This is a genomic window from Actinoplanes sp. NPDC051513 (genome assembly GCF_044454685.1).
Lineage (GTDB): Bacteria > Actinomycetota > Actinomycetes > Mycobacteriales > Micromonosporaceae > Actinoplanes.
In genome coordinates this window covers 1-21,959 of sequence record NZ_JBITDW010000021.1, presented here as the reverse complement: position 1 = coordinate 21,959, position 21,959 = coordinate 1, and the positions used below count along the sequence as shown (strand labels likewise).

The following is a 21,959-nucleotide window of genomic DNA, read 5'->3' as shown; positions in this document are numbered from 1 at the left end:
CTCTACCGCAAGTTCCGAATCTGCGGCGTGGCGATTTCCTCGTAGACCATCCGGGCCAGCGTGGGGAAGAGATCGGTCGAGCGCCGCAGCAGCCATTTGTTGCCCTGGGTGGCCATCCACCAGACCCGCTGCCCGACGGTCGGCTCCGGGTTGCTCGCGGCCAGGCCGGGCAGCGTCGCCACCGGATGGCCCGCATCGCGCAGCGCTGTCGCGAAGCGGAACGCCAGCAGGCGGTGGCCGACCTCGCTCGGGTGCAGCCGGTCCACGCTCCAGTTGTTCCGGGAGTAGGCGCCGCCCGCGAGATCCATGTGGAGGGTCCGGTACTCGACCGCGATCCGGTCGAGCGCCTCGTTCAGCGCCTCCATGCGCCGCCCGAGCGGACGCGCGATCGCCCCGGGCAGGCCGAACATCCGGCCCGGATCCGGCAGCCGCGCGGTCAGCACGGTCGCGCCGCCCTCGGTCAGCCGGGCGACCATCTCGCTGAGCCGGTAGCCGAGCGCCACCGGGTCGAAGTCGCCGCGCAGCGTGTCGTTCATGCCGATCAGCACCGACGCGAGCGTCGGACGCAGGTCGAGCGCCACCGGTAGCTGCTTCTCGGCCACATCGCCGATCCGCGCCCCGCTGACCGCGAGATTGTGAAACTCGGCCTTCTCACCCAGCGCCTGCGCGAGGATCGCCGCCCAGCCACGCCAGCCGCCGCCGGGAATCGGGTCCCCGTATCCGCTGGTGACCGAGTCGCCGAGCGCCGCGAACCTGACCATCACCATGAATGTCACTGTGGCGGGATTGGTGATGCGGCAGGCCACGCCGCCGTTAACTTATCTACCGCCTCCGCGGAACACTTCCCCGACCGTACGCAAAATGACCTTGACGTCCAGCCAGAGCGACCAGTTCTCGATGTAGTAGTTGTCGAAGCGCGCCCGATCGGAGATCGGGGTGTCGCCCCGCAGGCCGCTCACCTGGGCGAGACCGGTCAGGCCCACCGGCACCCGGTGCCGCATCGCGTACTCCGGGAAGTCGACCGAGAAGCGGTCCACGAAGTACGGCCGCTCGGGCCGCGGACCCACCACCGTCATGTCCCCGCGCAGGATGTTCCACAGCTGGGGAAGCTCGTCCAGCGAGGTGCGGCGCATGAACCTGCCGAACGGGCCGACCCGCGGGTCGTGGCCGATGTTCCAGTTGGTCTGCGACTCGGCGTCGTCGACCGGGCGCATCGAGCGGAACTTCATCACGTCGAACGGCTTGCCGTAGCGGCCGATCCGCTGCTGGCGGAAGATGATGCCCTTGCCGCCCTCGAGGCGGGTGCCGATCGCGCAGACCAGCATGATCGGGCTGAGCAGGATCAGCGCGATCGACGAGAAGATGATGTCGGTGGTGCGCTTGATCGCCCACTTGGGGCCGGAGAGGGTCGGCTGGCGCAGCGGCACCACCGGGATGGCGCCGATGTGGTCGGGCGAGCCGGTCGATCCGGGGAACTCGCGCAGCCGCGGCACCATCCACAGGTCGGTGTTCTTGAGGCCGGGCGCGCGCACCGCGCGCAGCAGCCGGCTCTCGGCGCAGTCGATGTCGGCGATGATGACGACGTCGCACTCGGTGTAGCGGACCAGTTCCTCGAGCTGCTCGGGCTCGCCGATCAGCGGCTTCATCTCGCGCTTGTCGTGCGCGGTCTGCGGCACGTCGACGAAGCCGGCGAAGCGCAGGCCGTACTGGGGGTAGCGGCGCAGCAGACGGGCGAGCTCGATGGCGATCGGGCCGCCGCCCAGGATGATCGCGCTGTGCTCCACCCAGCGCTTGCGGCGGGCCAGCAGCACGGCGGCCCGGCTCAGCGCCCGGGCCGGCAGGATCAGCACCGCCGAGATCGCGGCGACCCGCAGGAAGCCGTCGACGTAGTTGATCGAGCCGTGCCGGGCGGCCACCACGATCGCGACCGCCGCGGTCGCGGCCAGGAAGCGGTAGTAGAGGCTGGGCAGCTCGTCGAGCACGCTCAGGTGCCGGCGGGCGCGGTAGAGGCCGCCGATCGAGAACGCGCCGATGGTCAGCAGCGCGACCGTGACCGTGCCCTTCCAGTACTGCTGGCTCCAGGTGATCGGGGCGAGCAGCGCCGCCAGGTCGATCGGGAGCGCCAGCATCCAGGCGCGGAGTGGACGCGTACGGCTAGCCTTCGCCGAAGGTATATAGGGAAGGACGACGGTGGAGCGCGAGTTGCCGTCGAAGATCAGCCGCTCGGTCGGCGGCTCGTCCGGACCGCGCCGCTCGAGACTGCGCCGCGGCGCGGGCACCAGCACCGGGTCCAGCGGCGTCTCGCCGCTGGGCGCCCACCAATCGAAAATCTCGCTGCCTGGCGTGCCATCGTCGGTTGACGGACGCGGCAACTTGGAACCCGCCTGCACCATCAGCTTCCCCCGTGTTGCGAAAGCGGCTCATGTAGCCGCGATCGAGGCGGAATGTTAAAGGTTGCTGCGGTCCGGCACCACCCGGCCCGGCACGGTTGCTAGGCTTCGATGCATTTCGAAACAATGTCGGTTTCATGCGCATTGTGCACGTTGTGGGGGGGGCTTTTCGGGTCAATGGTGAAAATCGGACGGTGAGCCGCCACCATCGGACACTTGCGATTCATCACATCTTCACGTACGGCCAGTTCAGACCGAAGGTGGGGCAGTGCGGGTTTGCGTCCGTCAGTACGATCTCTCGCATGCCGACCCATCAGCCGACCTACGACCGCGACGCCACCGAAATGATCGGCCTCGACGACGGGAACAATTTCCCTGGTGAGAAGCCGAAGCGCAAGCGCAACAAGAAGAAGATCATCCTGATCTGCGTCCTCGTGCCGCTGATCCTGGTCGGTGTCGGTCTGATCGCCGGCGGTCTCTACCTGCGCAGCGTCGAGGGCAAGGTCGACCGGGTGGACGCGTTCACCCAGGTCCCCGAGGCCAGTCGCCCGCAGAAAGACGCGGCCGCGGGCAAGTCGATGAACTTCCTGTTGCTGGGCAGCGACACCCGCGACCCCGACAATCTGGGCGGCTCCCGCAGCGACACGATCATCATCCTGCATCTGAACAAAGACCAGTCCGCCGCGCAGCTCATCTCCATCCCGCGCGACACCTGGGTGTACATCCCCAAGTCGGCCAACGGGCAGCACGGCGACACCAACTCCAAGATCAATGCCGCGTACGCCTGGGGCGGCATCCCGCTGATGGTGCAGACGGTCGAGAACTACACCGGCGTCCGCCTCGACCACGTCGCCCTGGTCGACTTCGCCGGCTTCAAGGAGATCGTCGACGCGCTCGGCGGCGTCGACATCAACGTCGAGACCTCCTTCACGTCGACCCACTCGCTGAGCGGCGTCAACGGCAAGCGCCACTTCGACGCCGGCCCGCAGGAGATGGACGGCGCCGCCGCCCTCGACTACGCCCGCGAGCGGTACTCGTTCAAGGACGGCGACTTCGCCCGCATCCGCCACCAGCAGCAGGTGATCAAGGCGATCCTCGACAAGGCCGCCTCCGGCGGCACGCTGGCGAACCCGACCAAGATCAACGGCTTCCTCCAGGCGACGACCAACACGGTCAGCGTCGACAAAGACCTGAACCTGCTGTCGATGGCCACCCAGCTGCGGCACCTGCGCAGCGGCAACCTGCACTTCTACACCAGCCCCAGCAAGGGCACCGGCACGATCGGCAACCAGAGCGTGGTCCTGCCCGACAAGACGAAGGCCAAGGCCCTCTTCGACGCGGTTCGCAAGGACGACACCTCCACCATCGAGACGCTCGGCGGCGCCTCGAAGTGATCTCCCGCGTTTGACACGCCGGCCGGGCACCCCCAGGGTCCCGGCCGGTGTGGTGTCCAGGGTCGTCCACGGGTGCGACCGCGGCACGACCGGCGCGAGAGTCATAGGCATGACTGACATGAAGCTCGAGGTCGTGGTCATCCCCGTCACGGATGTCGACCGTTCCACGGAGTTCTACGGCCGCCTCGGCTGGCGCCTCGACCGCACGCCGCCCACCGTCGTCCAGTTCACGCCCAAGGGCTCGGCGTGCTCCGTCCAGTTCGGCTCGGCCCTGGCCCCGTCGTCGGCGGTCCCCGGCTCCGCCAAGAACTACCTGATCGTCGCCGACATCGAGACCACCCGGAACGAACTGGTGGCCGCGGGCGTCGCGGTCGATGAGATCTATCACGTCACGGCGGAGGGCCCCCGGCCCGGCCTCGACCCCCACCGCGGCAGCTACCTGTCCCGGGCCACGTTCGCGGACCCCGACGGCAACGAGTGGCTCCTGCAGGAGGTCACCACCCGCCTGCCGGGCCGCATCGACCCCGGCCAGTTCTCGTTCACCTCGGTCGAGGACCTGTCGACGGCCCTGCGGCGCGCGGCCGCCGCCCACGGCAAGGCCGACACCGAGTGGCTGACGTGGGCCGCCGAGTACCTGATCGCTGAGCAGGCCGGCGCCCCACTGCCTTCATAAACCGCCATCGCGTACGGCGGGAGCGCGGCACCCGCAGGTCACGGGCCTGCGGGTGCCGCGGCGAAGCTCAGCGGGCCGCCCAGTCGATCCACTGGGTGATCTGCTCGGCGAAGTGGTCCGACGAGAACGTGCGCGCGTGCTCCTGGATGCGCTGCGGCCACAGCTCGCCGAGCCGGCGCAGCGCGTCCGCGTACGGCGCGGGCTCCCGCGAGTCGATCAGGAAGCCGGTCTCGCCGTCGATCACCGTCTCGAGCAGGCCGCCCCGGCGCAGGCCGAGCACCGGGGTGCCGCAGGCCTGGGCCTCGACCGGGATGATGCCGAAGTCCTCGTGGGCGGGGAACAGCAGCGCGCGGGCGCCCCAGTACAGCTGGCGCAGGCGCTCACGCGGCGGGCGCACCTCGAACTGGATCGGCACGCGCGCCGCGGCAGCGAGCTGCCGCAGCCGCCCCTCCTCCGGACCGGAGCCGGCGATCACCAGCGGCAGGCCGGCGGCGTCGGCGATCTCGATGATGAGGTCGAAGTTCTTGTACGGGATCCAGCGCCCCACGCCGAGCAGATAGTCGCGCGACTGGTACTGGTACTCGGCCGGCGCGGACGCGAAATAGTCCACATCGACCGGCGGGTTGATCACGACGGCGTCGCGGTCCCAGAACCGCTTGATTCGGCCCTGCACCTCGCGCGAGTTCGCCGCGTACGCGTGCACGTGCTTGCTCAGCCGGATGTCGGCCTTCTGCAGCATCCGGCGGGGCACCTTGAGCGCCGGGTGCGAGCCGCGGCCGTCGAAGTCGGGGCTCCACACGTACCGCGCGGGGGAGTGGATGTAGCTCAGGTGCCGTGTCTCGGCCGGGTCGCCCAGCTTGACCGTGTGCGCGAACGCGTGGCTCGACGAGATCACCACGTCGAACTTCTCGTTGGTCAGCGTGCGCCAGACCAGCGGCATGGCGGGCAGCGCGAGCGCCTTGCTCCTGGTCAGCGGGGTGCGCGACATCCACGACTGGCTCAGCCGCAGGCGGTCGGTCTCGACGCCCTCGTCGGCCCAGAGCACCAGGCGCTCGGCGTGCGGCAGCAGGTCGGCGATGGCCAGGAAGACCGCCTCGGAGCCACCGGTCGCGCCGAACCACTCGTGGACCATCGCCACCTTGCGGTCGTGCAGCAGCGGAAGACCGGGAAGGCGGGCCGCGGACTCGTACACGGTCACGGCAAATCACCCATGAGTAGGCGTCCCCCGCGCAATGACACGTTTTCCCCCGTGCGGTGACATGCGCGGTCCATATGCCCCGCGCTCGATCGGCGGGACTAACTTAGTCGGCCGTGTCGCGCTGTTGTCAACCCGCCCGGCACCGTGGTCGATCTTGGCTACGGACGGCGCACGGAGCCGCTACCGCTGGTCAGGACGACCCGCCGTTCAGACCGGTTCGACCCGGATCCGTACGGTGAGGACCCGCGCCCGTACGCCGTCGTCGGACTCGTCGGTGACCAGCGTGAGCGTCGCCCGCCGGGCGGAGCCGGCCGGGGTGTGCCGGCCCACCAGCAGATGGCCCTGCCGGGTCACCCGGGCCTCGCGCAGCGGGCCGCACAACGGCTCCCACGCCTCGGCCGGGACCGTTCCCGGATCGGTGAGCTCCAGCACCGCGATGCCGGTGCCGTGCCCGGCCGGCCACCAGTCGAAGCTGTCGAGCCAACGGAACCTGGTGGGCCGTACGGGGGCGAGCTCGCCCTCCTGCTTGCCGACCGTGCCGATCCGGCTCGCGTCGTCGGCGCACAGCGCCTCGAGCAGCTCGGCCCACTCGTCGTCCCAGTTTTTCACGGATTCCTCCCGGTGCGGCGGGCCAGGGTTCTGACCAGCTGGTCGAGGCGATTCCCGGCGCGCTCGACCGCCTCCTGCAGGCGGTCGAGGTCTTCTCCGGCGTGGCCGGCCGCGAGCGCCTCCTCGACGGCGGCGTCCCGGACGGTCAGCTCCTTGTGGGCGGCGGCCATGTCGGCGGCGAGGTCGTGGTGCTTGCGCACCACCTCCTGCACCTGCCGGCCGACGTCCCAGGCCTGCATCTCGTCCGGCAGGTTCATGTACTTCTCGTGCGCGTCGTTGTACTTCTCGAGCGCCCGGTCGATCGCCTCGCTCGCTCCCGGCCCGCTCTTCTCGCGTGCCCGGGCCAGGGCTCTCTCGGCCTTGGTGAGCTGGTTGAGGATCGTCTTGCGCTCCCGCTCGCCGGCGCCGCGCAGGCTCTGGTTGATCAGGGCGGCCTGGGCGTCCAGCAGACCGTCGATCGCCTCGAAGTGCCCGGGCGGGGCGGCGTTCGCCTCCAGTGCGCGCTGGGTGGCGCCCACGTCCATGCCGAGGCGGTCGGCGAGCTCGTGCATGTCCTCGCCGGTGATCCGGGCCTCCCGGCGGGCGACCCGGAACTCGAGGATCGCGTGCTCCCACTCGTGGCGGATGTGATCGCAGATCTCGGCGAACTCGGCCGCCGACGGGTTGTCGGTGGTCATCGCCGGGCGGCCGATCTCGATCAGCCAGGAGTCGGGGTGGAAGTACGAATTCTCCCCGGCGATCATGCGAACTCTCGGCATCGGGCAGCCGGTGTTCTGGATCTCGAAGGCGATCGCGACGACCAGCCGCTCGGCCCGGACCTGGTGGGGGAGATGGGCCCACTCGGCGCGCACCTCCAGCAGCCGGCCGGCGATCCGGGTGTTCAGCGCGTCGGCCGGCCCGCCCTGGGACCGGTTGCGGCTGCCGGCCGGCCGCATCGCCACCGGCTCGCGCTCCCGTGTGCCGGTCAGCTCGTCGGCGGTGGCCTTCTGCGTCTCGCCCGTCTCGCCCGGCCGGCGGCTCTCGCCCGTGTTTCCGGGGCCCACCGGGCCGGGCTCGGTCACCTGGCCGCTCTTCGCCGGCATGAAGCGGTCGCCCGGGCCCTCGGTGCGCGGCGGGCCGGTGACCACGTCGTTCGCCATCACCTGCCGCGGCTGCGACCTGGGGACGAACGCGACCAGCGGCTCCTCGGTCTCGTGCTGCTTGCGGATCTTCTGATCGGCCGCCGTGTCGTGCGTCTGCGGGCTGTCCACCGGCCAGCTCACGTGGTCGGGGTGCTCGACGTTGATGCCCATCGACCGCATCTGGTTGATCAGCGCGCGCCGCACGTCGTGGTTCAGCGGCGTCCCGTCCGCGTTGGTGATCTCGAAGATGTCGTGGTCGCCACCGATGTCGCGGAACTCGCCGCTGCGCGGGTCGGCGATCTGCAGCACGCCGTCCTTCATCCGCAGCAGGCCCTGCTCGGCGAGCTTGCCGTACTCGTCCTTGTAGTGGTTGTACTCCTCGAGGCGCTGCTGGTAGCGCTCCTGAACGGCCTTGCGCGCGTCCGGCTTGAGCGCCTCGAGGATCGGCTCGCTGGGCAGCCGGGGCTCGAAGAAGCCGACCTTGCCGAGGCCGTCGGCGGGCGCGCCGATCAGCTGGTCGACGCGGTTCACGGTCTTCGCCTTGATCAGCTCGGGCTTGGCGACGCCCCCGGCCTCGAGGACGGGCAGGGAAGCCGTGTTGGTCGGGCGCACCTTGAGGACGACGTTGAACACGTCCGCGACGTCCTGGAAGCCCTTGGCGCTCGCCGGCGGGATGCCGCTGTCGAGCAGCATCTCCTTGTTGGTGCGCGGACCGAAGGCGTCCGAGCTGGGCGGGGCGGGCTCGGGCACGAACTCGCCCCGGACCGGGAGGGCGGTCTCCTCCGTCGGCTTGGGCGCGGCCTCCTCCTCGCTGCGCTTGCCTTGCGCCTCCTCCTCGCCGCGCTTGCCCGGCGCCTCCTCGGTGGGCTTGCCGTGGGCCTCCTCCTCGACGGTGCCGGGCTTGTTGCGGTGCGCCGCCTTTCCCGCCGCCGTCGCGGCCAGGGCCTTCAGCACCTCTTCCACGGTCAGCCCGTAGTCGCCGGTCATGATCTTGGGGGCGTAGATGCCGCCGAAGAAGCCACCCACCTCGCGGGCACCGGTCTCGACGATGCTCTTCGACGCGACCGTCGCGGCCGTCTTGATCTCGAACTCGGTGGCCGCGATGACCGTCTTCTCGCCGGCCCCGGCGATCGCGCCCACCTCGCGGGCCAGCGCCGTCTGCACCCCGAGCTTGCCGGCGGTCTCGGCGGTGGCCTCCGCGGCCGGCCGCATCACCGCCGCCGCGACCCGGCCCATCAGCTCCTCGCCGAACTTCGCCCCGCCCGCGCCGAGCGCACCGCCCAGCACGTCGGCCTTGAGGTCGTCGAGCGAGTAGTCGCCCATCTTGATCACGAAGTTCGAGGCGACGTTGGCCGCGATGTTCAGCGCCGTGGTCTGCAGGAACGCGACGACTCCCGCGCCGGCGCCCGGGATGAGGACGGCGAGCGCGATCGACACCGCGAAGCTCAGCGCCGACCTGATCTCGCCGAGGACCCGCTCGTTGTCCTTCTCGTACGCGTCCGCGTCGCCGGTCAGCGTCGAGCGCAACCGCCGCATCTCGGCGACCAGCCGCTCCCGCTTCGCCGGGTTTTTCTCGGTCTCGAACTGCCGGCCGAGCGCCGCCAGGTCGTTCCGGGTGCGCTCGAGCAGCCGCTGGGTCTCGGGGTCGTCGCCGATCTCGCGCAGCCGCCCGGTGACGCCGCGGTGGTCCATCGTGACGCCGTACTCGGTCATCCCGCCCTTGACGATCCAGCGGGCCTCGCCCTCGCCCTTGTCGGCGGCGCTCGGCTTGATCAGCTGCTCGGCCACCTGTGCGGCGTCGCGCCCGCTGACCAGCCCGCCCTGCACGAACATCGAGCTGCCCAGCTGCGCGAGCTCGGGCGTCGCCGTGCGGCCCAGCTGGTCGGCGCCGAACAGCTCCCGCCGCAGGTCGTGCCCGTCGCCCTGCTTGTTGTAGGCCTCGATCAGCTCGTCGACCTTCTCGCGGGTGGGCTGCTTGCGCAGCAGCGACTTGACCGTGTCGACGTCCTTCTTGCCCACGGCGTGCTCGAGCTCGCCGAGATCGGAGGTGCGCCCGCCGCCGTACGAGAGGTTGCTGATGTACCGCTCGTCGGCGTCGTCGCTGCTTTCCATGATCTCGTCGTAGCCGCGGCCCTTCTCGCCGGCGAGCTTCGTGTACTCGGCCTTGTACTCGTCGACGTACCGCTGGGCGAGCCGGGTGATCGCGCTCTCGCCGTCGCGCATGATCGCTTGCTTCTGCTCGGCCGGGATGTTCGGGTCGTACGCCTGGAGGGTCAGGTCGTGCTGCGCCAGCCCACGGAAGCCCTTGAGCGTCTCGATGATCTTCTTGGCGCTGGTGGTGCCCGCCTTCTCGTCCGCGACAAGTTGCGCCGCTGCCGCCCGTACCAGATTGGAGGTGTGGTTGTTCCAGGGATCGATCGCGGCGGTGAGCACGGCCGCGTCCTCCTTGGCGAGGGTCCGCCCGAGCTCATCCATCAGCGTGTTGCCGACCTCGCCGTGCTGCTGGCCGAGGATCGCGCGCAGCCGCTCGCCGACGGCGTCACCGGCGGCCTTCCCGGAGCTCGCCTCCTCGGCGAGGGCCTCCTTCTTGTTCAGCTCGATGATCGCCTGGATGTCGCCGGTGAGCCTCTGCTTCTCCTTCTTGCGCTGCTCGCGCATGACGTCGTAGCCGACCGCGAGCCCGCCGGGAAGCAGATCGTCGAACTTGGAGTCCTGCTTGTTCAGCTCCTCGATGCGGCGGCGCTTGTCTTCGATGGCGCACGCGTCGGCCTGCGGGAACTTGCCCGACCGCAGCTCGCTCATCCGCATCCGCTGCAGGCCCTCGAGCCGCTTGTTGAGGTCGAGCATGAGCGCGGCCGGGCCGTACTCCTTCGCGTAGATCGCGTCGACCGCGTCGATCTCCTCGAACGACCGCCGGTGCATCGCCATCAGCCGTTCCTGGCGGCCCTCGTCGAGATCGCTCGCCAGCAGCTGGTGCAGCTCGGCGGCCTCGGCCTGATGCCGGTGCAGCGCCGGCGCGGCGTCGGCGCGCTTCTCCAGGTCGGCCTTGAGCGGACCGGCGACCTCCGGCGGGTACTTGCGCAGCTCGGCCATCACGTCGGGCGGGATCGGCTCGGCCTTCGTGCCGGCCAGCAACGCCTGGAGCCGGGCCACCTGGTCGGGCTTCAGGTCGGCCCTGCGCCCCGACTGGCCCATCCCGAACAGGTCGTCGCGCAGCGTCGTCTTCTTCTCGAACTCGAAGAAGACCTCCTCCACCCGCTTCACCTGACTGGCGGTCAGCCCGTCGAGCGCGGTGACCACGGCCGGGAAGTCGATTTTTCGCCGTTCGGCTTCGACATCCTCGGTCATGCCGCCCCAGAGCCCGCCCGAGCTTTTCATCGCGTACGTGTACTGCTCCGAGTCGACGGCCCGTAGCAGGTCGTGTGCCCTGGTCGTGGGGTTGAAACCCGGGTCGTCGAGTGACATGGAGGCGGACGCGGGCCTGGCGATCACGATCGGCGCGACCGGCGCGGGGGCCGTCATGAGCGCCGTGACGGCCCGGTTGCCGATCGGCGCCATGGTCGTGCCGGGCTCGGCCTGCGCGACGACGCCGCGCACCGGCTCGCCCGGCTCGGCCGTCCGCCCGACGCTGTGCATGGCACACGCTAACGCGGCGGCTCTACCTCGGTCGATGTCGGAAATCTTGCTGATGATGTTTGCTCATAGCCACGCGTCGAGCTCCGGCGCCGGGCGGCCGATGTCGCTCGTCTCCCGCCCCGCGAGGTACGCGGCCAGCCCCGCCACCGTGCCGCTGACCTCGGTTTTGGTGTCCCCGGCGACGGTCCACCGCACGTCCCGGTCGGTGGCGACGAGCTCGAGTCCGGCCCCGGCCCGCTTGCCCGCGATGTCGGCGATGAGCGACTCGAGGAAATCACCCGGCAGGTCGTCGAACCCCACCGCCGCGTTCAGGTCGACCGCGTGCACCATCACCTCGCGCGCCCGCATCCAGGGAATCTCCTCGCCGGTGACCTCGCGGCCCTGCCGGGTGCGGATCGCCTGATGCCACTGCTGCTCAGTGAGGCCGGCGAGCGAGGCGTCGAGCGCCACCGCGGTCTCGACGACCCGGTCGCGCAGCTCGGGCACCGGGAGCCCGGCCTGCGTCGCGATGTCGGTGTCGCGCTGCGTGGGGGAGGAGTACATCGGCGTCTCCACGCCCGTGCGGGCCCAGGTGGCGAGGTTCATGAGGGCCTCGGCGTTGAGCGCCACGTGCGCGACGAGGTGCTTGCCGCTCCACCCCGGCAGCGCGCAGTCCTCCGCGAGCCTGTTGTCGGGCAGCGCGTCCAGCGCCGCGAGCAGCAGGGTCGTGCCCTCCGCCATCCACCGCAGACTCTCCGCCCTGCTCCTGCCCACGATCCCTCCACCCGTCGCCGCTCGTCCTCGCTCCAGCCCAGCACATCGCGCCCCGCTCGGCCAGAGGGGTTGCGCCGGTCACTCCCACGGACGGGGCCATCGCCGCGGCCTGCTGCCCTGACCTCGGCAACCTCGCTATCGCGCCCGGTCGAGCTTGCGGATCGCGGTGAGGGCGATCCGGTTCAGCCCGTGCCGGTCGTTGCGCGCCGGGTTGACCTGCACGATCGTCACGGACACGCCGCGGCGGGCCACCGAGATCAGCTTGCCCTGGATGGTCATGGCCATGGGGCCCGCCGGGCGCAGGCGGAACTGGATGCCGGACGCCGCGTCGCCCAGCCGCGGGACCCGCAGCGGGGTGAGCTCCAGGCCGGATGCCGGCGAGGACCCGGGGGCATCGTCGAACGACTTGCACAACCGGGGCGCGGCGGCGATGCCGGCGACGATCGCCCGGGCCGCGCGGGGACCCGTCGCGGTGAGCGTCTCGAAGAGCATCGGGCCGGGAATGCCCTGGATGAACGCCGCCTGCGCCGTCGTGCCCGCGCCGTTCGAGCTGATCTTGTGGTCGCAGATGTTGGTGTCCGTGCTCAGGCCGGCGATCGTGCTCATGTAGCCGCTCATCGTCGGCGCGTAGCCGCGTGGCAGGTCGGCCGAGGTGAGCAGCGCGTCCTGAAGCCGCGGCGTTCCTGGCCGCAAAGTGGCCGCGGCGCCTGATGGGGCAGAACGCGCGGCGACGGCGGGCGTCGCGACGGGGGCCATGAGGGCCAGGCCCGACATCAGCGCAGCGGCAACCTTACCCGTTTTATACTGAAATTTCGGCATTCCTTACGCTAACCCGCTCGGTGGCCCGATCACGGCAGGTCACGTCGGCGAGGCACGCCCGGGTGACCGGGCAGGGCCGGGAGATACGAAAGAGGCCTGGACCTGTCGCCCGGTCCAGGCCTCTTCGCTGCCTCCCCTCTCGTCACAGAGAAGTTGGCGACGGCACCCCACGCGGGGGGTCGGCGTGTGGGATGCCGTCGGCCAGGTGAGAGTGGGGTGGGCTGCCCCGCCGAGGACGTGCGCCGCCGCTTTCCTCCCTTCCTGGGGCGGGTGTGTCAGGCACGGTGGAGCCCTCGGCGGACATCTGGGGGGTGTTTCAGCGAGCGGTCGCGAAGTGATCCGCGATGCGTCGCAGCGCCGCGATGGTCTCGCGGTCGCGGGCCTCGTCGTCCTGCGTCGGCCAGGCGCTGGTCTTGACGATGACGACGTCGGCCGAGTGGTCGATGAAAAGGTATTGCCCATGGACGCCGAGGCCGGTGAAGGCGTCGTGGCAGACACTGCCGAGCGTCCACCACTGGTTGCTGTAGCCGTAGTGCGTGTACCCGCTCGGGCCGAGGTTGCCGACCGCGAGCTGCGGGAGGTCGCTGCTGCGGCTGCGGCGGACCCAGTCGCGCGGCACGACCTGGCGGCCGGCCACGATGCCGTCGTTGATCATGAGCATGCCGACCCGGGCCAGGTCGCGCGCGGTCGCGTTGAGCGAGCCGCCGCCGATCGCCGAGCGCGGTTTGCCCCGGGTGAGCCAGTAGTACGCGTCGCGGTCGGCGCCGAGGTGGCGCCACAGGCGGTCGGAGCAGTACGTCGCCAGCGGCGTTCCCGCCGCGGCCTCGAGCACCCAGCCGAGGACCTGCGTGTCGAAGGTGGAGTAGTTGAAGGACTCGCCCGCGGGCTGGGTGCGGGGCGAGCTGCGGACCACCGCGGCCACGTCGCCGCCGCCCATGATGGCCTGCTCGAAGCGCTTGATGCCGGCGTCCGGCACGTCCCACGCCTCGAGGTCGCCGACCCCGCTGGTCATGCTCAGCAGGTTGTGGATCGTGACGTCCTCGTACGCCGTGCCCTTGAAGTCGGGGCGGTAGTCGGCGACGCGGTCGTGCAGGCCGTCGATGGTGCCCTCCTGCAGGGCGATGCCGACGAGCAGCGAGGTGATCGACTTGGACACGGAGAAGAGCTGCATGCGCGTGCGCGGCCCGGCGAAGACGCCCGGGTAGTACTCGTGGACGATGCGGCCGCCGTGCACCACCACGAACGTGGTCGTGTTGGTGCGGCGGTGCAGCTCGGCGAGGGTGCGGTCGTGTCCCTCGAACCGGTACGTCAGGTCGAGGTGGTGGGGATCGAAGGGAAGGGGCCGATGCACCTCGCCGCGGGCCACCCGCTCGGTCGGCAGCAGCCAGTTCATGTGGGTGAACGTCCACTCGTTGAACGGCCGCCGCATGATGAGGTCGCCTTGCCGGTCCCACCAGGAGGGGGGTTTGGCCGCGCTGGGGGTCGCGGGCCTCTCCGTGGTACTGGTCATGGTTACTCCCCGTGCTTGATCGGTTGCGTAGTGCCTTCGAACTGTTCACGAAGAGTGGGGCCAGTTGGTTCATCAGCGGGGACCAGGTAGCTGTTCATCATGCCGAGGATCGCCATGCCGGCGAGGTTGTGGCTGGAGTCTTCGCCCAGCATGTCGGAGCCGGGGTCGCCCAGCTGGCGGATGGCGAAGCCTTCCACGATGGCGGCGAGGATGTTGGTGAACTGCTCGAGGGTGATGCCCTCGCGTAAGCGGTACCCACGGGTGGCGATCGTCTGCTCGTACACCTTGGACCAGGGCTCGAGCGCCCCGGCGTAGTTGCTGGCGATCGTGTCGTGGATGCCGTCGTTGCGGTCGGCGGTGGCGCAGACGATCAGCTGGAGCCGGAACAGCGGCATGCGGCAGATCGCCATGATCTCGTGCAGGATCGAGCGGTCGACGGCGTCGACGAAGCTGTCGTCGCTGGCCAGCCAGTCGCCACGGGTCTCCAGTTCGGCACCGTACTGGGGGTCGTAGTTCATGGCGTGGAACAGGAACGCCAGCAGGTCGTTCAGGTAGTCGTCGTGGCTGGCCCAGGTCGAGCGGTACGGCCCGGTGCCGCGCTGACGCAGGAACGGCTCCTCGAGGTTGGCCACCTCGCGGGAGAGCGCCCGTTCCGACAAGAAGTTCAGACCGGACCAGTACTCCTTGCAGCCGTCGCCGCTCGGGGTGACCACCTTGGGGGCGCCGAGGTGGCGCTCGACGAGATTCGCCCCGGCCTTGAGGTACGAAGCGACCTTCAACGAGTTCACCAGGGCGGCCCGGGTGGTCTCCCGGACACCCTTCACGCGGGTGACGATGCCGGAAAAGTCCTGGCTGTAGGGGTAAGGCAGGTCTTTCTTGCCGTACGTCATGACCTGATTCTGGTCGGAATCCAGGCTTCTTCAAGTGCGCACGTGCGTAGTACTCGGAGGCTACGACTCGGCAATGTCAAATACGGTGGTCACTATTCGCAGTCATGCAATTACGCTTAGGCATCAGACGTGCGTCTACCAGGCGCTATTCGCAGAGAAAAAACGGCGAGACCCGCCGGGCGGCGGCGCCGGGCGCAGCGAAGAACGCCGAAAGTCGACTCAGCTGCCGACGGGTGAGGCCGGCTGTCGCAGCGCCGGGAGCTCGAGGACCTCGGTGGGCGCCCCGTGCGCGGCCGCGGCGTGGCGGGCCGGGAAGCGCCGGGCCAGCTTGTTGGAGATCTTGATGATTCCGCGGCGGGCGGGCTCCTCGACGTAGCGGTGCGCCCCCTCGCCGATCAGCAGCAGGATCGCGATGGTGAGCACAAAGCCGACGTACGGTTCGAAGCCGTGCCCCTTGGCGACCGGGTCGAAGGTGCTCAGCTGCCAGACCAGCCACCGATGCGTGAGGTAGAGCGCGAAGCTCGCCACGCCCAGGCTGACCATCGTCCTGGTCGAGAGGAACCGTGCCAGCCAGCCCCGGCCGGAGGCCAGCGAGAGCAGCGCCACCGCGAACGGGATGACGAAGAACGCGCCGTAGGAGGCGACGCCCCAGAATGAGCCCTCGCCCCGGTACGCCGCGAGGAGCAGAACGTAGAGCGGAACGGCCGTCTGGATGACGTTGTGGGTGACCTTGCCCCACTCGCGCGCGTGCGGCAGCAGGAACGCGATCGCCATGCCGCAGATGAAGACCGGCAGCTGGCAGAGCGGGTTGCGGTACAGCCAGCGGTGGCCGGAGGCGGGGTTCTCGGCCGGGAGCGTGGCCCGGCCGGTGATGGTGAACCAGGCGACCAGCGCGACGGTGAGGACGGCAACCGCGGCGATCACCAGGACCAGCCCGCGCGGGCCCCAGCGCTTCGCGATCCGGGCCATGACCGGGATCAGGAACGGGAACAGCGCGTAGAAGAACAGCTCGGCGCCGATCGACCAGCCGGGGCCGTTGTAGTACGACTGCGCGACCAGCAGGTCGGGGCTCCACGTCTGGACCGCCAGCACGTTCTGCACCAGAGCCCACGGGTATTGCTTGTGGTTGACCGACCAGTAGAGCCCGAAGCAGTACGCGATCATCACCCAGTACAGCGGCATGACCCGGGCGATGCGGGCGACGTAGAACTTGATCGTCCGCCGCCCGTTGCGCGGGTGCAGCTCGGGATAGTTGTACGCCAGGACCACGCCGGAGAGCATGAAGAACAGCGGCACGCCGATGTAGCCCCAATGGGCGATCTTGGCAACGTGCTCGGGGAGGCTCTTGGGCACCCCGACGTGCGAGACGACCACGGCGATCGCGGCAATGGCGCGCAGGCCCGTCAGCGCCTTGAGCTCGGGTTTGCGGGCATGAGGGCCCAGTTGCGTCGTGCCGGCCATGGAGCGGGTGGCGCCTTTCCCTCGTGCGGTTCCGCAGCCAGGGAAACCTACCGGCACGCGTGCGCCCGGCACACCGGGAACGGCGAATTCGGCGTGAACGTTGGCTTAAGCCCGCTCGGCGCGGCGGCGCTCGCGCTGCTCCCGCGTGTATCGCTTGCGGTTCTCGATGTCGCGCTTCCACTGCTCGCGCGAGCTCTGATCGCAGCCCTGCACCGCGCCCTTGGTCTGGGCGGGCCCGATCAGCGACCGGAAGAACCAGTCGTCGAAGGTCTCGTGCCACCAGCGCTTGATCCGGTTCATCGCGCACCTCCACCAATAGTTTGTACCCCAACCGTTGGTGTACAAACTATCGGTACACTAAGCATGAGCTGAAGGGAGACCGGCCGATGAGTGACGCACTCGACACCGCGAATCCGCTCGCGCTGGAGGAGCAGGTCTGTTTCGCGTTGTCGGTGGCGGCCCGCGGCGTGGTCGCCGTCTACCGCCCGCTGCTCGAGCCCATGGGCCTCACCCACCCGCAGTACCTGGTGATGCTCGCCCTCTGGCAGCATTCCCCGGTCTCGGTGCGCCGCCTCTCCGAGCTGCTCCAGCTCGACCCGGGCACGCTGTCGCCGCTGCTCAAGCGCCTGGAGGCGATCGGCTACCTGCGCCGTGAGCGCAAGCAGGGCGACGAGCGCAGCCTCGCCATCACGCTCACCGCGTCGGGCCGCGCCCTGCGCGAGGAGGCCCTGAAGATCCCGCCGGCCGTGGTCCAGCGGCTGGGCATGCCGATCGAGGAGCTGCGCGCGTTGCACGCCGCGCTCACCCAGGTGATCGCCGCCGCCCGATGAGACATCCCTGACACCCCATCGGTCGCTGCACCGACCGCCCGATGTCCACTGCCGACAGTCTCCCCTCGGGAGGGGCCGATGCGGATCGCCGCCTTCAACGTCGAGAACCTGTTCAACCGTGCGAAAGCTCTCGACCAGCGGACCTGGTCGGCCGGGCGGCCGGTGCTCGAGGCGTACGAGAGAGTCTGTGGTCTTCTCGAAGAGCCGGTCTACGACGATGCGCTGAAGCGGGAGATCCTGCGCGAGCTGGGACGGCTCGGCCTGCGCCGCGGGGACACGGCCAAGTTCGCGCGGCTGCGGCAGAACCGCGGAAGGCTGTTGCGGCGCTCGCGCGACGGCACGGTCACGGTGGTCGCGGAGGGCCGCGCCTCGTGGATCGGCTGGGTCGAGCTGACCACCGACCGCTGCGACGAACTGGCCCTCGAGCACACCGCGCGGGTGCTGCGCGACGTCGGCGCGGACATCGTCGGCGTGATCGAGGCGGAGAGCCGGTTCGCGCTCAAGCGCTTCGCCGACGCCGGCGTCGTCGCGGAGGGCCGCCCGCGCTACCCGCACGTCATGGTGGTCGACGGCAACGACGAGCGCGGCATCGACGTGGGCGTGCTGGCCGCGGCGGGCTTTCCGCTGATCGGCCAGCAGAGCCACGTCGACGACGTCGACCACGTCGGCCGGGTCTTCAGCCGCGACTGCGCCGAATACCACTTCCGGACCCCGTCCGGCGCGCGGGTGGCGGTCCTGGTCAATCATTTCAAGAGCAAGGGGTACGGCGGGAAGATCGCGTCCGACGCGATCCGCCGCCGCCAGGCTCAGCGCGTCGCCGACATCTACCGGGCTCTGGTGGCCGGCGGTGTCGAGCATGTGGCGATCGTCGGCGACCTGAACGACACCCCCGAAAGCGAGCCCCTCGCGCCGCTGCTGACCGGCACCGACCTGCGCGACATCTCGGCCCACCCGGCCTTCGAGGACGGCGGGCGTCCCGGCACGTACGGCTATTGCACGGCCCGCAACAAGCTCGACTACATCCTGCTCTCGCCGTCGTTGTTCGACGCGGCGAGCGGCGGCGGCATCTTCCGCCACGGCGTGTGGGGCGGCAAGCGGGGCACACTGTGGCCCATCTACCCGACGATGACGGTCGCCGTGCACGCGGGCTCGGACCACGCCGCCATCTACGCCGACATCGACCTGTAGCCACCGGCCATTCAGCCGGCGAGAAGGTCGTGATGCGGTTCAGGCGATCCGAGCGTGGTGGCGGAGGTGCCGCGGCGTACGAACTCGCCTCCGCCGGGCCAGCGTGTTACGAACTGGTCGCCGGTGGGCTCGGTTGGCGCTCGACCGCCTCCGACCACCGCATCGTCGCCGCCTCCTCACGCTTCAGCTCCATCCCGGCATCCGTACGCACGTCGTGTCACGTACCTCCGTGAACGCCGGCGCACCCGGAGCGGGCGCCGCTTCGTCGTCGGTCAGCCGGTGCTGATGTGCGGGGCGCCGACGGTGTAGAGCAGTAGGGCCAGGCTGGCCAGTGTGACGGAAGCCAACATGACGCGCTGCCAGGACAGCGTACGGGTCATCGCGGTTCTCCTTGTCGATCGAAGAGTCGGCCGCCGCCGATGGGGAGCGCCGGCCGACTGAGAAGCGGTGGAGGTGAGCTCGACGGGTCAGCCCACGCTGAGGTGCGGGGCGCCGACGGTGTAGAGCAGCAGGGCCAGGCTGGCCAGGGTGCTGGTGGCCAGGGCCAGGCGCCGCCAGGTGAGCTTGGTGGTCATGGACCTTCTCCTTTCGTCAGACGGTGGCGGGCGCGACGGCAGGTGCGGGTGTCACGTGGTCGCGGCGGGTTCTGCGCATCACCAGCACGACCAGGGCGACGGTGCCGCCGCTGATCAGGACATCGCCGGGGCTCGCCACCTTGCGGATCAGCGGCACCGCAATGATGTCGCCGAGCGGAGCCAACCGGGTGCCGGCGCCGGCGGGGGCGTTCTTCGGGCCTTCGAGTCCGGGCGCGTTCCCGACCGCCGCGGACGCCGCCGGGTCGTACGGCATCCGGCCGTTCAACCCGATGACCAGGGCGTTCATGGACGCGCCCAGGACGATCGCGGCACCGGCCAGGCGGATCGCGGCGGGCCAGTGGCGCAGGTTGATGGCCAGCCAGCCGAAGACGATCGCAAAGACCAGCGCGAGCATCGGAATGCCGGCCACGTCCTCGACGACGTGCCGCACACCGGGCGCGAAATACTGCGTGAACTGCACGGCCGCGGCGAGCCAGACCAGCCAGAGCGCGCGGATCCGCACGGCTCGGAACCCGGCCAGGCGCCCGCCGCACAGATAGCCCAGCAGGACCCCGGCAACGGGCGGCGCGACGGTGAGCACGAAGAAGCTGAACGACATGGCGCCTCCCCCCGGGGATGAATCGAAGATCAGTCCCTCGTTTCTAGCCCGCGGTATGCCACGCCACCATCGCCAAGACGACATCCCCGGGCTCCGGACACAATGGACGACCAGGGATCCGGTGCAGGTATCCTGCCGGATCCGCCGACAGATACTCAGTCCCGGTAGAACATGGTCGCTTGCCCTTCAGCCAACCAGCTTCCCGGTCATTTGCCGTACGGCTTTCGGGCGCGCTGCAGTGAAGCTGATCGCCGGGCCAAGGCCACCTTGAGTGACGCCCGCGCGCTTTGTCGGCGGCAAATGAGTGCGTTTCATCTGGGTGAAGAAACCCGGATGCGAAGCGGGAACGCAGTTGTCCGACGTCGTCTACAAACAGATGATCGCCGACACCAGACGACTCGAGGCGGGCCCGGGAGGACACGCGGGGGCGACTCTGCAATCCAGCGCGGCCGACCCAATCCCCATGGCCGGCACTTCGGACAAGTCACTTCCCGGACCCGCTGAACCACAGCCTAGAACACCCCACAAGATCAACACTTGACACAGAGGGTGCCATTTCCGGGCGTCGCGGGGCAGCACGGGATACACAGAGCGTGACGCCCCTTCCGACCCCCGCGCGCAAGCAGCTCACCGAGGAGTTGCGGACCACCGAGCAGCTGGCGCAGTTGCTGGCACCGACTGTTGGCCGCAGTGGCCCGCACGTGGGCACAGGAACCGCCGACCGAAGCGGGGTTACGGTGGACATCAACAATCCGACGATGAGGCTGCAGATGATCAATGTCCAAGAGTTCGCGCGGCGGCTGAGTACTCTCGGAGCTGATGCGTTCACCAGCGACGACGTCGTGGACCTGGCAACCACGGCCGATGTTCGCATCAGCGCTGACCTCGCGATCGACGCCACTCTGGCGCAGCGTTTGCTCGACCAGATCTCGCCCACCCTGCCAGTCACCGGTGCCCAGATCACGGCGTCGCAATGGCCGCCACCCAAGTCTTCCCGTCCTGCAGCGCCTTCGGTGTCGTTCTCCAGCCCCGGTGCCGTCGACGGACCGGCTGATCAACCGACCCGACCCCGCAGTTCTGGGCCCGCGCGTAGCGGTCGGCGACCCGGCTCTCGACGAACTGGCAGGTGAAACTGCTGTCCCAGCATTTTCGGCAGTTCGCATTGCTTGGATGACTGGACAATGACGGCGACGAGTAGTCGACATCGAACATGTGCCGATTGCTGCTGCTCGCATGGGACTCGGAGCTGGCTGGACTGTACCCGGACCGTGTCATTGCTCTAGCCTCAGCCCTTCGTTAAGGGCTGTCCAAGGGATGGGCTGGAAACGCAGAAGTGCCTTCTGATCAGGGAAAATAGGGCTTGTCGAAGGTCGTAAGGGATATCAGGGATGCGGGCGCCGAGAATGAACGACAACCCGGCGTCCTCGATCGCTTTCTGATTCGCGACGGAGATCATGCCGGCGTCAGCCACGATCGTCACGTCCGGCAGGTCATGGGCGGTCATGAACGCGCGGATCGTCGGCAGCATCGTCAGCGTCTCGGCCTTGTTGCCCTCGAACGCCTCGACCATCAGCGGGAACCCGGACTGATCAGTGAGCAGCCCGATGGTGATCTGCGGTTCGAGGCGGCGTTCCTTGGAGAACCCTGGCTCGCGGAATCCGTCGCCGGCATCCGTCTCGAAGTACAGCGTCGACACGTCGTAGAGCACCAGCGATGCCGGTCCGAGCCGGGCGTGTGCGGCGCACGCCGCCGCCACCCGCTGCCGCCAATCGGCCCGGGCGTAGACCGGCAGCCGCCGGTTGATGGTCGGGTATGACACCGCGTCGATCCCGGCCTCCTGCAGCACCCGCAGGCTGTCCTGCTTGCTGGTCGGCTCGATGATCCGGGCCAGCACCAGCTGCCGGAATACTTCGTCACCGCCGGTCGCCGCGGCGAACCCCAGACAATCGAATCCGCGGCACAGCGCGTCCCACAGGTGGCCCATCCGGGTGCTGGTGATCTCCAACGGGCCGCCCGCGTCCGGGCTGTCGTCCAACCCCAGGTCCAACTCGCCCTGACCAGCCGCCAGCCGTTGCCGGGCCAACGCCCTCAACACCGCCAGCTGCGTCTCGTCGTGCGCCGACCCAGCCCGCCACGATCGGCTGCCCGGCCGGGTGCCGCGACCGGTGATAGTAGAAACCGCGCTGCGGCGAGCACTCCGGTATTTGTCAAGTCAAATTGAGACGGTTTGTGCCTGTGTTGCTGGCTGGTTGATCCAGGCTTGGTCGGGCAGTTGGGGTGCGCGGGGCCGGCG

At 69.5% G+C, this 21,959-nt stretch carries 17 protein-coding genes and 1 pseudogene; 5 read left to right on the top strand and 13 right to left on the bottom strand.

Translation table 11 applies throughout. The features are described from left to right. Window positions 1-2 precede the first annotated feature (2 nt). Both ACIA5D_RS39715 and ACIA5D_RS39710 read right to left on the bottom strand, forming a co-directional pair. The gene (locus tag ACIA5D_RS39715; RefSeq protein WP_396035673.1) at window positions 3-767 is read right to left on the bottom strand and encodes an SGNH/GDSL hydrolase family protein; all 765 of its coding nucleotides are present in this window, start codon (window positions 765-767) and stop codon (window positions 3-5) included. A gap of 51 nt (window positions 768-818) precedes the next feature. Beyond that, window positions 819-2,372 carry a sugar transferase gene (locus ACIA5D_RS39710; RefSeq protein WP_396035672.1) on the bottom strand — a complete coding sequence of 518 codons (1,554 nt, stop codon included), beginning with the start codon at window positions 2,370-2,372 and terminating at the stop codon, window positions 819-821. Between the two features lie 437 nt (window positions 2,373-2,809). Between ACIA5D_RS39710 and ACIA5D_RS39705 the strand changes: the two genes are divergently transcribed. Next, complete coding sequence (locus tag ACIA5D_RS39705; RefSeq protein WP_396035797.1) at window positions 2,810-3,784, top strand: LCP family protein; 975 nt, start codon at window positions 2,810-2,812, stop codon at window positions 3,782-3,784. A gap of 109 nt (window positions 3,785-3,893) precedes the next feature. After that, window positions 3,894-4,457: a VOC family protein gene (locus ACIA5D_RS39700; RefSeq protein ID WP_396035671.1), complete on the top strand. Its 564-nt coding sequence runs from the start codon at window positions 3,894-3,896 to the stop codon at window positions 4,455-4,457. Window positions 4,458-4,524: 67 nt separating this feature from the next. On the opposite strand, the gene ACIA5D_RS39695 is transcribed toward ACIA5D_RS39700, so the two are convergent. The 9 genes from ACIA5D_RS39695 to ACIA5D_RS39655 all read right to left on the bottom strand — a co-directional run bounded on the left by ACIA5D_RS39695 (window position 4,525) and on the right by ACIA5D_RS39655 (window position 16,754). Continuing rightward, window positions 4,525-5,655: a glycosyltransferase gene (locus ACIA5D_RS39695; protein WP_396035670.1), complete on the bottom strand. Its 1,131-nt coding sequence runs from the start codon at window positions 5,653-5,655 to the stop codon at window positions 4,525-4,527. A gap of 207 nt (window positions 5,656-5,862) precedes the next feature. Further along, window positions 5,863-6,264, bottom strand: a complete 402-nt coding sequence (locus ACIA5D_RS39690; RefSeq protein ID WP_396035669.1) for a hypothetical protein — start codon at window positions 6,262-6,264, stop codon at window positions 5,863-5,865. Continuing rightward, window positions 6,261-11,021: a hypothetical protein gene (locus ACIA5D_RS39685; protein WP_396035667.1), complete on the bottom strand. Its 4,761-nt coding sequence runs from the start codon at window positions 11,019-11,021 to the stop codon at window positions 6,261-6,263. The genes ACIA5D_RS39690 and ACIA5D_RS39685 overlap by 4 nt, the downstream gene beginning before the upstream one ends. A 63-nt stretch (window positions 11,022-11,084) precedes the next feature. After that, complete coding sequence (locus ACIA5D_RS39680) at window positions 11,085-11,741, bottom strand: maleylpyruvate isomerase family mycothiol-dependent enzyme (protein ID WP_396035666.1); 657 nt, start codon at window positions 11,739-11,741, stop codon at window positions 11,085-11,087. A gap of 168 nt (window positions 11,742-11,909) precedes the next feature. Beyond that, on the bottom strand, window positions 11,910-12,548 hold the full coding sequence (locus ACIA5D_RS39675) for a hypothetical protein (protein ID WP_396035665.1): 639 nt from the start codon (window positions 12,546-12,548) through the stop codon (window positions 11,910-11,912). A 361-nt stretch (window positions 12,549-12,909) separates the two neighbouring features. Beyond that, the gene (locus ACIA5D_RS39670; RefSeq protein ID WP_396035664.1) at window positions 12,910-14,103 is read right to left on the bottom strand and encodes a serine hydrolase domain-containing protein; all 1,194 of its coding nucleotides are present in this window, start codon (window positions 14,101-14,103) and stop codon (window positions 12,910-12,912) included. A 2-nt stretch (window positions 14,104-14,105) separates the two neighbouring features. Continuing rightward, window positions 14,106-14,993, bottom strand: a complete 888-nt coding sequence (locus tag ACIA5D_RS39665; RefSeq protein WP_396035663.1) for a hypothetical protein — start codon at window positions 14,991-14,993, stop codon at window positions 14,106-14,108. A 219-nt stretch (window positions 14,994-15,212) separates the two neighbouring features. Next, window positions 15,213-16,454 (bottom strand): acyltransferase family protein, encoded by a 1,242-nt coding sequence (locus tag ACIA5D_RS39660; protein ID WP_396035662.1) that lies wholly within the window; start codon window positions 16,452-16,454, stop codon window positions 15,213-15,215. Window positions 16,455-16,559: 105 nt separating this feature from the next. Next, window positions 16,560-16,754, bottom strand: coding sequence for a hypothetical protein (locus tag ACIA5D_RS39655; RefSeq protein WP_396035661.1), 195 nt, complete (start codon window positions 16,752-16,754; stop codon window positions 16,560-16,562). 86 nt (window positions 16,755-16,840) lie between these two features. Between ACIA5D_RS39655 and ACIA5D_RS39650 the strand changes: the two genes are divergently transcribed. Both ACIA5D_RS39650 and ACIA5D_RS39645 read left to right on the top strand, forming a co-directional pair. Next, window positions 16,841-17,284, top strand: coding sequence for a MarR family winged helix-turn-helix transcriptional regulator (locus ACIA5D_RS39650; protein ID WP_396035660.1), 444 nt, complete (start codon window positions 16,841-16,843; stop codon window positions 17,282-17,284). A gap of 78 nt (window positions 17,285-17,362) precedes the next feature. After that, window positions 17,363-18,472 carry an endonuclease/exonuclease/phosphatase family protein gene (locus ACIA5D_RS39645; protein ID WP_396035659.1) on the top strand — a complete coding sequence of 370 codons (1,110 nt, stop codon included), beginning with the start codon at window positions 17,363-17,365 and terminating at the stop codon, window positions 18,470-18,472. Between the two features lie 591 nt (window positions 18,473-19,063). On the opposite strand, the gene ACIA5D_RS39640 is transcribed toward ACIA5D_RS39645, so the two are convergent. Beyond that, entirely contained in the window at window positions 19,064-19,666 is a 603-nt protein-coding gene (locus tag ACIA5D_RS39640) for a DUF5317 family protein (protein WP_396035658.1), read from the bottom strand. A 593-nt stretch (window positions 19,667-20,259) separates the two neighbouring features. Between ACIA5D_RS39640 and ACIA5D_RS39635 the strand changes: the two genes are divergently transcribed. Then, window positions 20,260-20,796 carry a hypothetical protein gene (locus tag ACIA5D_RS39635; RefSeq protein ID WP_396035657.1) on the top strand — a complete coding sequence of 179 codons (537 nt, stop codon included), beginning with the start codon at window positions 20,260-20,262 and terminating at the stop codon, window positions 20,794-20,796. A 230-nt stretch (window positions 20,797-21,026) separates the two neighbouring features. On the opposite strand, the pseudogene ACIA5D_RS39630 reads toward ACIA5D_RS39635, so the two are convergent. Beyond that, window positions 21,027-21,836, bottom strand: a pseudogene (locus ACIA5D_RS39630) (IS1634 family transposase); the annotation flags it as partial. Window positions 21,837-21,959 lie beyond the last annotated feature (123 nt).